At 44.9% G+C, this 14,813-nt stretch carries 10 protein-coding genes and 1 riboswitch; of the genes, 4 read left to right on the forward strand and 6 right to left on the reverse strand.

Annotation, left to right across the window (positions count from 1 at the left end):
- Positions 1-34 precede the first annotated feature (34 nt).
- The gene (locus G633_RS0108595; RefSeq protein WP_022769733.1) at positions 35-268 is read right to left on the reverse strand and encodes an HPr family phosphocarrier protein; all 234 of its coding nucleotides are present in this window, start codon (positions 266-268) and stop codon (positions 35-37) included.
- A gap of 247 nt (positions 269-515) precedes the next feature.
- On the opposite strand from G633_RS0108595, the gene asnA reads away from it, so the two are divergent.
- On the forward strand, positions 516-1,526 hold the full coding sequence (asnA, locus tag G633_RS0108600; protein WP_022769734.1) for an aspartate--ammonia ligase: 1,011 nt from the start codon (positions 516-518) through the stop codon (positions 1,524-1,526).
- Positions 1,527-1,706: 180 nt separating this feature from the next.
- On the opposite strand, the gene thiT is transcribed toward asnA, so the two are convergent.
- Positions 1,707-2,408, reverse strand: coding sequence for an energy-coupled thiamine transporter ThiT (thiT, locus tag G633_RS0108605; protein WP_026519668.1), 702 nt, complete (start codon positions 2,406-2,408; stop codon positions 1,707-1,709).
- A gap of 97 nt (positions 2,409-2,505) precedes the next feature.
- Positions 2,506-2,610, reverse strand: a riboswitch (TPP riboswitch).
- Positions 2,611-2,663: 53 nt separating this feature from the next.
- Between thiT and G633_RS0108610 the strand changes: the two genes are divergently transcribed.
- Positions 2,664-3,122 (forward strand): CPBP family intramembrane glutamic endopeptidase, encoded by a 459-nt coding sequence (locus G633_RS0108610; protein WP_026519669.1) that lies wholly within the window; start codon positions 2,664-2,666, stop codon positions 3,120-3,122.
- Here G633_RS0108610 and addA read toward each other — a convergent pair.
- From addA to pdxR, 4 genes are all read right to left on the reverse strand, one after another.
- Positions 3,119-6,772, reverse strand: coding sequence for a helicase-exonuclease AddAB subunit AddA (gene addA, locus G633_RS0108615; protein ID WP_026519670.1), 3,654 nt, complete (start codon positions 6,770-6,772; stop codon positions 3,119-3,121). The two genes, G633_RS0108610 and addA, sit on opposite strands and share 4 nt — an antisense overlap.
- 5 nt (positions 6,773-6,777) lie before the next feature.
- Positions 6,778-10,287 (reverse strand): PD-(D/E)XK nuclease family protein, encoded by a 3,510-nt coding sequence (locus G633_RS0108620; protein ID WP_026519671.1) that lies wholly within the window; start codon positions 10,285-10,287, stop codon positions 6,778-6,780.
- A gap of 14 nt (positions 10,288-10,301) precedes the next feature.
- The gene (locus G633_RS19265) at positions 10,302-12,410 is read right to left on the reverse strand and encodes a bifunctional diguanylate cyclase/phosphodiesterase (protein WP_051200067.1); all 2,109 of its coding nucleotides are present in this window, start codon (positions 12,408-12,410) and stop codon (positions 10,302-10,304) included.
- A gap of 63 nt (positions 12,411-12,473) precedes the next feature.
- Positions 12,474-13,547, reverse strand: coding sequence for a MocR-like pyridoxine biosynthesis transcription factor PdxR (gene pdxR / locus G633_RS0108630; RefSeq protein WP_026519672.1), 1,074 nt, complete (start codon positions 13,545-13,547; stop codon positions 12,474-12,476).
- 132 nt (positions 13,548-13,679) lie between these two features.
- On the opposite strand from pdxR, the gene G633_RS0108635 reads away from it, so the two are divergent.
- Positions 13,680-14,216 (forward strand): ECF transporter S component, encoded by a 537-nt coding sequence (locus G633_RS0108635; protein ID WP_022769744.1) that lies wholly within the window; start codon positions 13,680-13,682, stop codon positions 14,214-14,216.
- Positions 14,217-14,248: 32 nt separating this feature from the next.
- Entirely contained in the window at positions 14,249-14,812 is a 564-nt protein-coding gene (locus G633_RS0108640) for a TIGR01440 family protein (RefSeq protein WP_022769745.1), read from the forward strand.
- Position 14,813 lies beyond the last annotated feature (1 nt).

Here is a 14,813-nt window from a genome sequence, read left to right on the forward strand (position 1 = left end):
CTCCTATTTCCCTATTTAACTAATGCAAGCCTTATCAAACAGCCATGGCGTTAAGAAATGTCTCGAAGTTCTTGTTGTAACCTCTGTACTCCACTGTAAGAGGCTGTGTAAGATCAAGACCAAATACGCCCAGGATTGACTTAGCGTCAACAACATATCTGTTGTAGTAGATGTCCACATCAAAATCACACTTCGTTGCAGCATCCACAAAATCTTTAACCTGAGCAGGCTTAAGCATAATGTGCTTTTTAATCAATTCTCCTAACATAAAACATCACTCCTTACTACCATAAAACATAATACAAACTTTAAGTTTCGAAATCGTTTTCGAACTTCAAAATATATTATATTTTTAAGATTGGTTTGTAAATAGAAGTCTGTGACCATTTTGTGAATTGTTTTTGAAAAAAATGTTGTTGAAAAACAGAACCCGGATAACAACTTTTTCTTGCATTAATACGCTAAAAGTTATTAAATTGTAGGAAGAAATTAAAATTTGAAGAGGAATAAATAAGATGGAAAACCTTAAGATCCCAAAGAACTACAAATCAGCTCTTGATCTTCACGACACACAGGTTGGAATCAAGACCGTCAAGGACTTTTTTCAGGGAATGCTCGCAACAAGGCTCAATCTTCAGCGTGTAACAGCGCCCCTGTTTGTAACTCCCGAGTCAGGACTTAACGACAATCTTAATGGCGTTGAGCGCCCTGTAGCCTTTGATATTCTCAATGAGAATGAGCGTCCGGCTGAGATCGTGCACTCTCTTGCTAAATGGAAGAGATATGCCCTTAAGAAGTACGGATTCAATGTTGGCGAAGGTCTCTACACAGATATGAACGCTGTAAGACGTGATGAGATCCCTGACAATATCCACTCAATCTTCGTTGACCAGTGGGACTGGGAAAAGGTTATAAATAAAGAGGACAGAAACCTTGATTTCCTCAAGGAAACCGTTAAGAACGTTTACAAGGTTCTCAGAAAGACCGAGAAGTTCATGTCCATTCAGTATGACTACATCGAGGAGATCCTTCCCGAGGATATCTTCTTTATCACAACCCAGGAGCTTGAGGACATGTTCCCGGACAACACTCCCAAGGAGCGTGAGTACTTCATTTCCAAAGCCAAGGGTGCTGTATGCATAATGCAGATCGGTGATGAGCTTGCTTCAGGTGATAAGCATGACGGAAGAGCTCCGGACTATGACGACTGGGCACTTAATGCTGACATCATCGTTTACTACCCTGTTCTTGACATTGCTCTTGAGCTTTCAAGTATGGGAATCAGAGTTGATGAGGAGTCACTCAAGAGCCAGCTTGAGAAGGCAGGATGCACCGAACGAGCAGAGCTTCCTTTCCAGAAAGCAATTTTGGACAAAGAGCTGCCTTACACCATCGGCGGTGGAATCGGTCAGTCAAGAATTTGTATGTTCTTCTTAAGAAAAGCTCATATCGGAGAGGTTCAGTGCTCTATCTGGCCTGAGGATATGGTTGAAGAGGCTACCAGGAACGGAATTCAGATACTGTAATATAAATATAGCCCGGCACTTTCGATGTGCCGGGCTTTTTTATGTCAGGGAGTGAGTCAGTGGGGACGTTTCAGGAGTCAGAGGGACGGTTCTCTTGACTTCTTTAGCATCGCAAAAGAAGTCAAGAGAACCGTCCCTCTGACTCCTGAAACGTCCCCACTGACTCACTCCCTGACTTCCTTATACTGCCTGAGCAGTTTTTACTACGCCCTTTTCAAGAGCCTCATTTTTGATTCTGTTGAGAGCAACTCTTACTGCAGGAATGCAGAGAACTACAATTGTGAGAACTGCCTCAGCTGCAAGGTAGCTTCCGTTATAAGCTACTGAATAGCCAATCGGTGACATTCCCTCAGGTGTATAGTCTGCAAAGAATACAACTCCGGAGAGCACTGCAAATACGAATCTTCCGAATACACCAACCAGGTATCCCTTGTACATTCCAAACTTAGTGTTGTGGAAGAATCCTGCAAGACCGAGAGCTGTGAAAGCAAGCACATAGTCGCACAGAAGCTGTGGAACACTGATGATATAAGGATCAACGATCATCTGAAGAAGTCCGTAAGCAAATGCTGATGCAAGGCTTACTCTGGGTCCGTAGAGATATCCGATATATGTGATAAAGAACATGCTGAATACTGTAACTGATCCGCCCATTGGAAGCTTAAAGAGCTTAACGTTTGACAAAACAAATGCAAGGGCAAGGCAAAGAGCTGATACTGTGAGCTGCTTAACGCTGAGCTTTCCTTTGCCATCGGCATTTATAAAGTAGCTGATACCCAAAAACGCAAGGATTGCAAGAACCACCACCAGGATGTATCCGCCTGTTGTGATGTTGTAAGATGTGTAGCCGTCTTCAACGACCTTTTCAAGAAATAAACTCATAAAAAAATCCTCCCTTTATATGACCGTTATCTTGGGAGGTTTCCTGACGTTGATATTCCATAAACATTAAAAGCACAGTATAATGTACTCTGACGTCTATGAGTTATCGTTGCTTCCCTACGCCGGTATTATCCGGGTCAGGTGATAAGGGTTAGTCGTGCATCGCACGAGCACTCTCAGCATAGCTCCCCTAGCGGTTTATTTTTAATTCAAGTCAATTAAACTATTATGCCCAAGGATTGTCAATAGCTTTTTATGAATAACAGAGCATTTACTTTAAATCAAATAAAACTCCATGCCATATGGGCTCTTATCGGCGCTCTTTCAGCCCTTGTGCTGACCCTTATATTTAATGCCATGGGTCTTACAAGCCTTGAGTCCTTTCAGGGCCCGGAGAGGCGCCTTTTCAGCATATCAAGCGAGACTGCCATACTGATCATGGTGTACTGCTTTGCCACTCCATTGGTGGAAGAGATACTGTTCAGATATTTTCTCTTTAACTTTCTAAACAGACACATAAAAAGAGCTGCCATCGTAATTATCCTGACAGCAGCTCTGTTTGGCATTTATCATCTTCACCCCGTACAGGCCCTATACGGCTTTTTGATGGGGCTTATCATAACCTACAGCTATTACAGGCATAGGACTTTGAGCATCCCTCTGGTGGTGCACATTGCAGCCAATGCTTTTGCCTTGGTCTATACTCTGCTTTAATCCAGCCTTATGACGCTTTCAAGGGTAAAGGAGTAGATATATACTTCCTTTACCTTTTTTCTTGTGGCGGCTTCCAGAGCCCTCTTGTAGAGTTCAAGCTGCACAGCATATCTGTCCACCAGTGCCTTGCCATCCCTGACCTTATCGGTCTTGTAGTCAAGAAGCACTATCTCGCCATTCTCTATAAACCAGGCATCCACAATTCCCTGAACCAGCACCATCTCATCTTCCGGAAATCCCGGATCAAGCTCTTTTGCCGAAATCCCCATCATGAAAGGCTTCTCACGCATGAGCTCGCCTCTGCCAAATGCAGCTCCCATGCGAGCTCCAAGGTCCGTTAAAAGATATGTTCTTATGTCCTCAGGTTTTACCACCTCACGGTACTCATCAGGTATCAGGCCTTTCTGAGCCGCTATCGCAATCCAGTCTCCAAGGCCCTCTGCAGATGTGTCTGCAAATGCATCACTATCCAGAAGCTCCATGACCCTGTGGTAGGCACTTCCTCGCTCTGCGCCGGTAAGAGTGCCCTTAGGCTCCTCATCTGCAGCATACGGAGCAGGAACCACCCCAAACTCATCCTCATCCACCATGGCCTTCTTCTTGAGCTCAGATACCGTAGTCTTGGTGAAAAGACCTTTCAGATCAGCGTGAGGGTACTTTGCAAAGAATTTCGCCTTAAGACTCTCAAGGAGCTCCTCATCAATGTTTCCGCCATTTTCCAGAGCCTGTCTGCGCATAGTTGCCTTAAAAGCTCCGGCCCTTATGCCGTCAAGAAGGTCCTTATCTCCCACAGAACTAATCTTAAGCACCGGCGCTTCACAGGCGCCTTCCAAAAGCGCATCATAGTCCTGTCTTGGCAGCTCATACTTATCAAGAAGTCCTCCCATGGAAGGATGAAGCATGAGAGATGGGAGTACCATGGAGAGATAATTGCCCGCGCCTACTCTCATGGAATATGGAAGCGCCTCATCTGCAGCTCCCAGCACAGATAAGTCTTTTAGCTGTGATTCCAGAGTTCCTGCAAGATTCTTGACGTAGGAGGTCATGATGAGCTTCTCCTTGGCTCTTGTAAGGGCAACGTAGAGTACTCTTATCTCCTCCCCAAGGTTATCGGTTCCTATCTTGCCGGCTATGATCCTGCGCTTTAATGTATCGTACTTAACGCGAAGGTCAGTATTTATGCTCTTTACACCTATGCCCAGATCCATGTCGATTATGAGATCGCCATAGGTATCTCTTTTGTCAAAATCCTTACTAAGGCCTGCCACAAAGACAACCGGGAACTCCAGTCCCTTACTCTTGTGTATGCTCATGATGCGCACGACATCCGAGTTCTCGTCAATGGTTCCCGCCTCGCCGTAGTCCACCTGAACAACCTTGATGTGCTCTATGTAGCGGACAAAGTGGAAGAGCCCCCTAAAGCTGGTCTTCTCAAAGTCTGCTGCCTTGTTAAGAAGCATCTCAACATTGGCTCTTCTCTGGGTTCCGCCGGGCATAGCAGTAACTATCTGTTCGTAATCCGTATCATCAATTATGATCTGCAAAAGGTCATGAACAGGCGTGTAAGTTGACATACGCCTGTACTCTTCAAGAGTATCAGTAAACGCCTTCACCTTGGCCGAGAGGCCATCTGAAAGCTCAAGGTCACTGATAAGGCCATCATATATCGTTTCTCCCCTTAACTGCTCTTCGCTTTTATTCATAGCTATGCGAATAAGAGCAAGCTCCTCATCACTAAAACCGCCAATGGATGAGTGCATGACAGCCGTCAATGGCACATCCTGTCTGGGATTGTCAATAACGCTGAGGGAATCCAGCAAAATAGCCACTTCCGAGGCATCCAGATATCCGCTCTTGGAATCGATATATGTGGGAATTCCCTGACCTTCCAGGACATCCTTAAAGGTTTCATCCCATCCCGAAGGAGCTCTTAAAAGGATCACTATGTCCTTGAACATAAGAGCACTGTTCTCTTCTCTTAGCTTATTGATTCTCTCGGCTATGAAAAGAGCTTCCTTCTCCTTGGAAGACATATCCCCGATGCCCTCTTCGTCCGGCGAATCTTCATCAAGGGTGTCTGCTCCGTCGATAAAGATCATCTCAGGTGTTACGTCAAAGTCTGGCTCCTCGAAATCCCTTCCGCGAACCAGTCTGGCATCTTCATCGTACTCAACGCCGCCAAGGTCTCCTGCCATCAGCCTCTTAAAGATATAGTTGGTTATATCAAGAACTTCGCTTCTGCTTCTGAAGTTCTTGTGAAGATCGATCCTCCTGTCAGAGGCTTTTTCATCGCGGTCGTAGCTTCTGAATTTCTCCATGAAGATCTCAGGTCTTGCAAGTCTGAACTTGTAGATGCTCTGCTTGACATCTCCAACCATGAACCTCTCGCTACCAGCTGCCTCTTCTCCGGAAATTGCCTTAAGGATCATCTCCTGGACATTGTTTGAATCCTGGTACTCATCGATAAGGACCTCTTTGTAGTAGTCCCTGTACTCTAGTGCGACCTGAGTGGGCTCTTTGGTATCCGGATCCACCAAAATCTGCAGGGCAAAGTGCTCCATATCGGAGAAATCTATGATCTGCCTCTCTCTTTTAAGTTCATCAAATCTGGATTTAAATTCCAGGGTAAGCCTGCACAGTTCCTTGACTGCCCTGTCACACAGCTGCATGTTTGCAAGAACCGCCTCGGAAGGAAGGGCAAAGTAATCTGTGATGAGCTTCCCTATTCTGTCTTTAACATCTCCGCGAAGGTCCTTAGCTAACTCCCTCTTATCGGCATTCACCGAAGGGTCCCTTTTTGTCGACAATCTATCGAATGAAATCCCGCGAAGGCCGTCAAACAGGGCATCGTAGGTATCATATCGCAAAGCTGCATAAATACTGTCATTTTCAGTTTCAAGCTGATCTCCGTACATGTATGGTCCGTCGGGCTCTAGGCACATCCTGTAGGCTCTGTCTATCTTATCGGCACATTCCTTAAGGGTACTCTTTGCATAACGCATGCACTCTTTTACCCAGGGAAGTTCGTCGAAGGCTTCGTCTGAAAGTTCGTAATCAGACGCCCTCTCCCTGATCCATTCTTCAGGCCATGCGCAACTGACAGAAAACTTAAAGAGATCATTAATAAACTCCACGGCCCTTTCATCTCTGCTGCCCTGACTGAAATAATCCATGAAAAATATGAAGTCGCTGTCCGAGGCCTGTTTAGCAGCCTCATATTCCTCCTCTATCATGCTGCTCATGACTTCTTCCTGTAAGAGCTTAAGCTCTCCCTCATCCGCAACTCTAAAAGACGGATCAAGCCCAATGGTGTTAAAGTTGTTCCTTATAACATATTGGCAGAAAGAGTCAATTGTTGTTATCTGGGCGTTATGTATCAGCGTCTCCTGCTTCTGCAGATGCTCGTTGTCAGGGTCTTGTGCCAGCTTCTCCTGTATGGCTGCGGTGATCTTCTCCTTCATCTGGGCAGCTGCTGCCTTGGTGAAGGTAACCACCAGAAGATGATCAACATCAAGGCCGGCAAGGACCATGCCGATGATGCGCTCAACAAGTACAGCCGTCTTACCCGATCCGGCTGCTGCTGATACCAGTATGTTGCAGTCTCTTGCGTCTATGACTGCCTGTTGTTCTTTTGTAAATTCCACTCCCATAAATCTTAATTCCCATTCATTATGCGCATCATCGCTTCGTCTGAAGTTATATCAAGCTTTCTCTTTTTGTATCCGCTTATGCGCTCATCAAATCCGCAGATATGCTTGTAATCGCAGTAAGTACAGGACTGCATTTTGCTGTCCCCATAAGGATTGACGGAAATATCACCGTTTAAGATATTCCTTCCAAACTCCTTGACCTTCTTGTTAACAAAGCCCGAGATAGCTTCATACTCATCTGAACTTGCTGTCTGAGATCTTGCACTTGGAGTTCCGTCCTTTTTAAGTTCCACCGGAATGATGTCAGACTTAGTTGCAAAGCCGGTATCCAGCTTCCTGATAATGTCTGTATTATCATTAACCAGTCCGGTCATTTTCAGCTCTGAAATTATCTCTTTATTGATATCATCTGTTACTGTATCCGCTTTTCCCTCAATCATGGGGTCTTCCACGTGATAGTACAAGATTGCTGCAGGAATAATATCCTTGCCCGGATGTTTTTTCCTCTCACATGCAGCTGCAACATTCATATACATAACAAGCTGAAGCTGAAGGCCGTAGTACAGGTAAGCCAGGTTAAACTTGTGCTCGCTGGACTTAAAGTCCATTACCTTCACATAGATCTGATCGCCTTCGTTGCATAGATCAACTCGGTCAATCTTTCCCTTAAGTTTCATTTTCTCTGTTATGTTTTTCTTTTCATCTTCTGAAAGAGCCACATTAATTTCATCAAGGCTTCCGGCCTCCTGAAAACTCATCTCAACATATGCAGGATTGAACAAACTGCTTGTAATCTGGTATTTAAGCGTATCTACGGTTCTTGTAAGGATCTTTTTGATGCGCTCTATCATGTGCTGATTCTTGGCGCTGCTCCTTAAAATGGTATCGCCGTACGCATCTACGCATTCTGTTAAAGCACGATTTAATATTTCATCAGATTTTTCCTTGGAGAGCTCTCTCCAATCAATACCTTTTGTTATTATTTCTCCGGTATACTTCTCAAGTACCTGATGGTACACATTTCCAAGGTCAGAAGCCTCGAAACTGTACTCCTGCCTGTCATTTAAAGTAAGTCCATACTGCAAAAAGTGTGCGTAGGCGCAGCTTGCATACTTCTCAAGCCTGCTGACACTGTTCTCCAGGGTTGCACCATAAAGAGCAAGAGCCACAGCCTTGGCAATAGGTACAGACTCATAGTGAATAAACGCAGCCTCAGTCAGCTTCTCAACGAGTTTGTTGTCCTTGTTCTCAGACAGCACCTTCCTCAGGGTAAACATCTCCCTCTCCTGCAGGCTTGATAGTCTTCCTGAAGCATATTCCCTGACAAGATCGGAATAAGCATCCATTCCGTCATCTATGCTGACCATCTGAGCTTCAAAACCATTCTCCATTGGCCTTTCTATTTCAAGGTTCTCAAACATCTGTCTGAGCTTAGGAATAAGATATGCCTGCCTCAAGCTCTTTCCGTCATTACCAAGCTCGGCAAAGGACAAAAACAGCTTATCCGTAGGCTTAGTCAGGTTCATATACAGGTAGAGCCTTTGAATATACATCTGCTGCCTTGGCGATGGTGCAAACTCAATATCCGTGCCAAGATCCTGTAAGAACTGCCTGTCTATGTCAGACAGAATTCCACCGCTTCCTGCGTTTGACGGGATATTGCCGTCGTTGACTCCCACGAAGAACAGGATGCGAACCTCTTTAAGTCTTGTCCTCTCAATATCTCCGACAATGATCCTGTCAACGTCCTGTGGTATCGTACCAACTGATATCTCACCAAAACCTGCGCTTAGTACATCCTTGTACTCAGCCATGTCAAGCTTCTCATCACCTATAAGAGCATTCATCTGCTCCAGAAGCAGCATTACCCTTGTATATATCTGATCGTATTCTTTGGCCTTTTTCAGGTCTCCTTTTTCCTCAAAGGTATTTCTGTACTCCTCAAGCTTTTCTTTTAAATTTCCGGCCTCTACGACACTTATAAGGGCATCAGTGATCTCCTTTACCGTTCCGCCCTTTGCATCGAATAACGGCTTTAGGTCGCTGCTTATCTTCTCCCTCATTAAGTCGAGCTTCTCAAGGAGCATCTGGTCCTTCTGTTCAAGGTCCTTCTTTCTTGATTTAAACTTCCTTGGCATTCTGCGAAGGAACCTGTCTTCCCACTGCTTCCTGCCCTTAATTCCAAGAGCGCGTACATAGTTCTCCAAAAGATCAGTATCCCCGGCATCAAATCCGGTCATACCACTTCTCATGTAATGGAAAACGTCCTCATACCTGTATCCTGAAATGACGATATTCAGGGCACTGGTTATATATTCAATAAAGGGATTGAGCATCAGCGAGACGTTTGTATCCACATAAACCGGAATTCCAAACTTCTGAGCCTGCCTTGTGATAATATCCCCGTAAGTATCAAGCGATCCGCACACAAGCGCAATATCCCTGTACGCATAGTTCTCATTCCTCACAAGATCGGCAATCTTGATCATAGTCTGACGTATCTCTTCAGAAGGCGTCGTGGTCTGATACAGGAATATGGAGTTGTTATCCCCGGCAAATTTCTCGGGATTATAGCGGAAAAGAGCTTTCTCAAGAAATGCCAGTGGTGCATTATTCTTAAGCCTTGCCACAGGCTCCTCGCGGTAAAAGATATCTGTCACTTCACTGTGTCTAAGTTTCCTATATGTCTCAAAATCAGGTATATTGGAGCCTTTCTCCTTCTGCACTTCAAATTCAAGCCTTTCAAGATCGCGAACGGTCTTTTTGCTCAGCATAAAGAGTTCCTGCTCCTTATAATCATCTGCATAAGGGTCCTCGTCCGGACTTATGGTCACGGAAAAGACAACTTCACTGCACAGGGACAAAAGCTCTTTGATCACCCTGTACTGAATTGGTGTAAAGCCGGTAAAGCCGTCAAAGACAATGACGCTGTCCTTGATGAGGGCAGACTCAGGAAGTGCCTTGCACAGAATATCAAGGGTTTCCTCTGCAGTGATAAACCTTCCGTCTATGTATTCAAGGAAGCTCCGATAGAGGAGCCTGAGGTCCTTAAGCTTGGCATTTAATGCGCCCTTTTTAAGGCTCTTTTCCTCAAGAACGGACAGTGCCTTGTCATCTATTCCGTACATCATAAACTCGGAAATTGTGGACTTGACCTCGTCCAGATATCCGCTCTTATGCATATTCCTGCCGATTATAGGCAGCTTGTCGCCAAGCATATCCGAAACATGCCTCAGCACCAGGCTCTTACCCACATCATCGAGCACAGAAAAAGAGCCATGGCCCGTCTCCTCGAAAACTCTGTGGGAGAGTCTGCCAAAGCTCAGTACATCTATGTTCATGATAGCCCTGTCGGGATGCAGTTTAACTACATCCTTCTGAGTCTGCATCGTGAACTGGTCCGGCACAATGATAAGAAAATCAGTACCCGGCTCCTTATTGCTTCTTTCTATTATTTCTCTGTATAATCCGGTGCTCTTCCCCGCGCCGGATGCCCCAAAACAAAACCTTAACATAAACTTTCATCCAATCATTTTAATGCATCATCCCTGATCTCATCCGCATATCTGCAGAGAGAAATAAACTTCCATTTGCCATTATAATAAAACGGAAGTATCATGTACATCTGCATTCTTCCGTTATCCCCCGGTGTTGCAGAGCGATAATAATCAACAACATATGCACTTTTTGTGTTTTCTATCCTTTCACGGACTGTAGTAATATCGTAAAATTTCTTGAAACGTTCCTTGTCCTCAGGATATATATACATTTCAGAGTACAGTCTTACTGCCTCTTTGGTATCTCTTGTATAATCAGAAACCGACTTCTGATCTGCGTTCAGGAAGATATTGTCAACAGTGCCGTCCTCATCAAAAAAATCAACCCTGAAGTACTGGTTAAATACGTGTGCCATGGCAACACGAAGACTCTCTGCCGTGTCACTTTCCTCATGAATAGAGGTATTTCTTGACACAACGGCAAAAGCCTGACGATCTCCGCTGTCGAACAGGAATCTTACCTTGTGATTGACGGTGTTGCCATTAGTTACTATATCAGCATATGCCCTGTGGTCCGGGCTTGCCTGTGCACGCTTTAAGCATGCTGTATACTCAACAATATCCGGGTGATTTGTAGTTCCGTATACACTGTTTGCTTCTGATAAAGACGCAAAGCCGAGTGAACTCAGGTAATCAAGATACGCTCTATTGGCATAGATACACTGTGCTATATCATCCTGAAGCTCAATAATAGCAAGAGGCAGGTTATTAAATACCTCAAAGCTCTTGTCTCTAAGTGGCGTATTTCCAAGGAAATTGACCTCTCCGATCCTGTCATAGTAGGGTGTAAGAGAAAAGTCCTCGCACACATCTAAGCTGCAGTCCACCGCTCTGTCAAAATCATCTACAGGCGTAGGCTTGCCAAATAAGTATCCTTGCAGCTTTTCACAGCCTATTCTGCGCAAAAACTCGTACTGCTCTTTAGTCTCAACGCCCTCAGCCAGTGTATGGATTCCAAGCTCCTTGGCCATATTTACGATCATGGCAAGGATAACCTGTGTCTTTTTATTGGTATCAAAGGTGCGCAGAAAATCCATATCGATCTTGAGTACATCTATATCAAAGGTCTTAAGATTGTTCAAAGAGCTGTAGCCTGAGCCAAAGTCGTCCATCCAGATCTCATATCCGGCCTGCCTGAACTTCTTGATCTGCTGATCAAGGAAATTCTCACCGGTAGTGAGAGCACTCTCAGTGACCTCGATATGCAGAAGTTCAACCGGAATGTCATATTTAGCCCTGCACTTGTCAATCTCTGCCATGATGTCACACAGCTCAAAATCAAGCTGGGAGAGGTTTACAGAAACAGGTTCAACAGCATATCCGCTGTCGATATCATCCCTCAAATCCTTACAAACCATATCAATGATGCACAGATCAAGCTTGTGTATCAGATGGACGTCCTCTAAGACCTCAATGAAAATCAGAGGCGAAATTATTCCCATAACAGGATCCTGCCATCTGGCCAGGGCTTCATACCCGCAGACCTTGCCTGTTAATGCTCTGACTTCCTTCTGGTAATAAACCTTGAAATATCTGTTCTTAAATGCACTCTCAAAGTTATCAATAACATATTGCCTTAGCTCATTCTTCTTGCTAAGAGCCTCGTCATAGAAGTTTATGCTCTTGTCATAGACCCTGATGATATCGTCACAGGCAGTCTTAGCTCTGTCGATCATTATAACCGGATCGGTCTCATCTCCTGTCTGCTGATAGATTCCGGCCTTGATATGAAGGCGAAGACCCTTATCATGCCTTGCAGATGCTTCTGATAGCATGGTAAGCCTGTCCGTTATTTCTTTTTCATCAAGGGAATTTGCAAGAATAATAAACTGATCACCTGCCGTTCTGGCAATCAGTTCCTCGGGGAAAAGACCTTTTATCTCCCCTGCAAGACCTCTTAGGAATTCATTACCTCCAACAAATCCGTATCTCTGGTTGAAGGATTTGAAATTCATAACATTCAAATAAATGATAACAATGCTGCCTTCAGCAGCTCTTGTTTCATGGCCCTGCAAGTGACTTAAGATTCCGTTCAGATTATAGAGCCCGGTGAGCTCATCGATATTATCGTACTTTTCCATTGATCACCTTTGGCATGTGTATGCGACTTATTATTCAATTATAGCATATTTCTGTACTTCAAATCATTTATTACGGTTATATCTCCTCACTTTGTTAATGTGTCTTTCAAAGTCTCCGCTGTCGATAAGACTGGCAATGACAAGCTGGTCAAGTGTCGGCACAGGACACTCGTAAAACCCGGTCTTATCAGCAAACTCGCCGATCAGATTCTCCGGTAGCACCATATATGCACACCTTGCATAGCTCCCAATAGTCCTGGTAAAGGTGTTGACGTAGATAACTCTCCCCTCCTCATCCAGGGAAAATATGGTTTCTTCAGGTTTACGGCTGGGAGTAAACTCTGACTCAAAGTCATCTTCTATGATGTATCCTCCATTCTTCCTGCTCCATCTGAGGTACTCTCTCTTCTTGGAAGCAGATGCCGTAACTCCGCTAGGGAAGCTCCTGTAAGGGGTTATATGAAGTATCTTCACATTGCTGTTCCAGAGCTCATCGCTCTCTATCCCGTCGTTTCCAAGCCGCAGCATCTTAAGCCTTGCTCCGCCTGCCGAGTAAACCTTGGCAATCTTCTGATAGGATGGGCTCTCGACGCCGTAGAGCACATCCCTTCCGAAGGTCTGGACAATAAGGCCGTAGAGGTACTCCGCTCCTGCGCCTATTATTATCTGGTCAGGAGAGACCTTAAGCCTCCTGGAGCGCAGAAGATACCAGGCAATGGCACTTCTAAGCTCAAACATCCCATTCTTGGGAGATTTCTGCATCAGATACTCCTCAAACTCTGTGAGAACCTTCCTTACTGTTTTAGCATAAATTGAGTACGAAAAAACGGGCTCATTGCTAACACTTTGTTCCGATGCCGCCTCGCGTCGTCTTGGCATAAATGGCGCAGCACTTTCCACCCCTGTATATATGTCGCTGTCATCAAAAGAGACATAGTATCCGCTCTTCTGCTTTGGAACAATGTACCCTTCATCCGAGAGAAGCTCATAGGCATGTTCAACGGTAATGACGCTCATACCCATGGCATCAGCCATTACGCGCTTTGAAGGGAGCTTCGTACCCACAGGATACGTACCTTTTATGATATCTTCCTTAACCTGTTCATAGATTCTCAGATAGCGTTTTTCCTTTTCCATAATTTCTCCTGAAATCTGGTTATATAAAATAATCTGTTTTTGATATTTTTAATACTATCAGTTTGATGATATATTGATTGAAGTTTGTTAGTCAAGACGGAAAAATACTACTATCCGGGAGGAAAAATCATCATGGGGAAGACAGTTTCAGAAAAAGTAACGCTAAAAGAGGTGAACAAGGTCAGATGGCTGACCGTGACCGCCATATTTATGGCTCTTAACATTGCAATGTCAAGCTTTGGCATTACAGTTCCGGGAGGGCATCTGTATCTGTGCGATCTTATCATATGCACAGCATCCATCCTTCTTGATCCTCTGGCAGCTTTCATAGTCGGTGGTGTTGGATCATTCCTTGGAGATATGATCTTCTACCCTCTTCCGATGTTTGTTTCACTGGTTGTGCACGGACTTCAGGCAGCTACCATTTCCTATATGGTTCATAAGGGAAAAGAGTCTTTTGCCAAATCCCTTGTTGCTACTCTGGTGGGTGCTGTTATAATGGTAGTTGGGTATACGCTAGGCAAGACCTTTGTTTACAGCACATTTGAATACGCCATGATGAAGCTCCCTTACGAGATCGCTCAGGCCCTCATCGGCGTTATCGGTTCACTTCTTCTGTGCTACAAGGCAGGTCTTCTTAAGATCTTTAAGAAGATGGAACTTGCTTAACTATAGAACATGATCAAAGGCAGGCGATTTAAATGAATTATTCAGAAGTAAAGGCCCAGGCAAGGCAGGCAATAACAGAGATTTTAGAGAGCGCCAGGCTACGTGAGGGCTCCATTTTTGTAATCGGCTGTTCCTCCAGCGAGATCCTCGGAGATCAGATCGGCACAGCCACAAACCTCGATTCCGCAAATGCAGTATTTGACGGTATCATCCCTGTTCTCAAGGACAGAGGCATATTTGCAGCAGCTCAGTGCTGTGAGCACTTAAACAGAGCTCTTGTAGTAGAAAGAGCCTGTATGGACAAATACGGATTTGAGCAGGTAAATGCAATACCCCAGCCCAATCACGCAGGCGGAGCCTTCGGAACCGTATGCTATGAGAGATTCGATGATCCGGTACTAGTAGAGGACATCGGTGGCAGGGCCGATGCAGGAATAGACATAGGCGGAACAATGATAGGTATGCACATGCACGCAGTTGCAGTTCCCATGAGAATATCACTTCGCAAGATTGGCGAAGCACCTATAATATGCGCACGCCACAGGCCCAAATACGTAGGCGGTCAAAGAGCCATCTACGACCAGAACTTAATATAAA

Origin of the sequence: Butyrivibrio sp. FCS006, assembly GCF_000424525.1 — a bacterium.
Lineage (GTDB): Bacteria > Bacillota > Clostridia > Lachnospirales > Lachnospiraceae > Butyrivibrio.

Bases quoted from the DNA above. Each gene is read 5' to 3' on its own strand.
- pdxR (WP_026519672.1), bottom strand. From the start codon at position 13,547: ATGGAAAAGGAAAAACGCTATCTGAGAATCTATGAACAGGTTAAGGAA.
- G633_RS0108635 (WP_022769744.1), top strand. From the start codon at position 13,680: ATGGGGAAGACAGTTTCAGAAAAAGTAACGCTAAAAGAGGTGAACAAG.
- G633_RS0108595 (WP_022769733.1), bottom strand. From the start codon at position 268: ATGTTAGGAGAATTGATTAAAAAGCACATTATGCTTAAGCCTGCTCAG.
- asnA (WP_022769734.1), top strand. From the start codon at position 516: ATGGAAAACCTTAAGATCCCAAAGAACTACAAATCAGCTCTTGATCTT.
- G633_RS0108640 (WP_022769745.1), top strand. From the start codon at position 14,249: ATGAATTATTCAGAAGTAAAGGCCCAGGCAAGGCAGGCAATAACAGAG.
- addA (WP_026519670.1), bottom strand. From the start codon at position 6,772: ATGGGAGTGGAATTTACAAAAGAACAACAGGCAGTCATAGACGCAAGA.
- G633_RS0108620 (WP_026519671.1), bottom strand. From the start codon at position 10,287: ATGTTAAGGTTTTGTTTTGGGGCATCCGGCGCGGGGAAGAGCACCGGA.
- G633_RS19265 (WP_051200067.1), bottom strand. From the start codon at position 12,410: ATGGAAAAGTACGATAATATCGATGAGCTCACCGGGCTCTATAATCTG.
- thiT (WP_026519668.1), bottom strand. From the start codon at position 2,408: ATGAGTTTATTTCTTGAAAAGGTCGTTGAAGACGGCTACACATCTTAC.
- G633_RS0108610 (WP_026519669.1), top strand. From the start codon at position 2,664: ATGAATAACAGAGCATTTACTTTAAATCAAATAAAACTCCATGCCATA.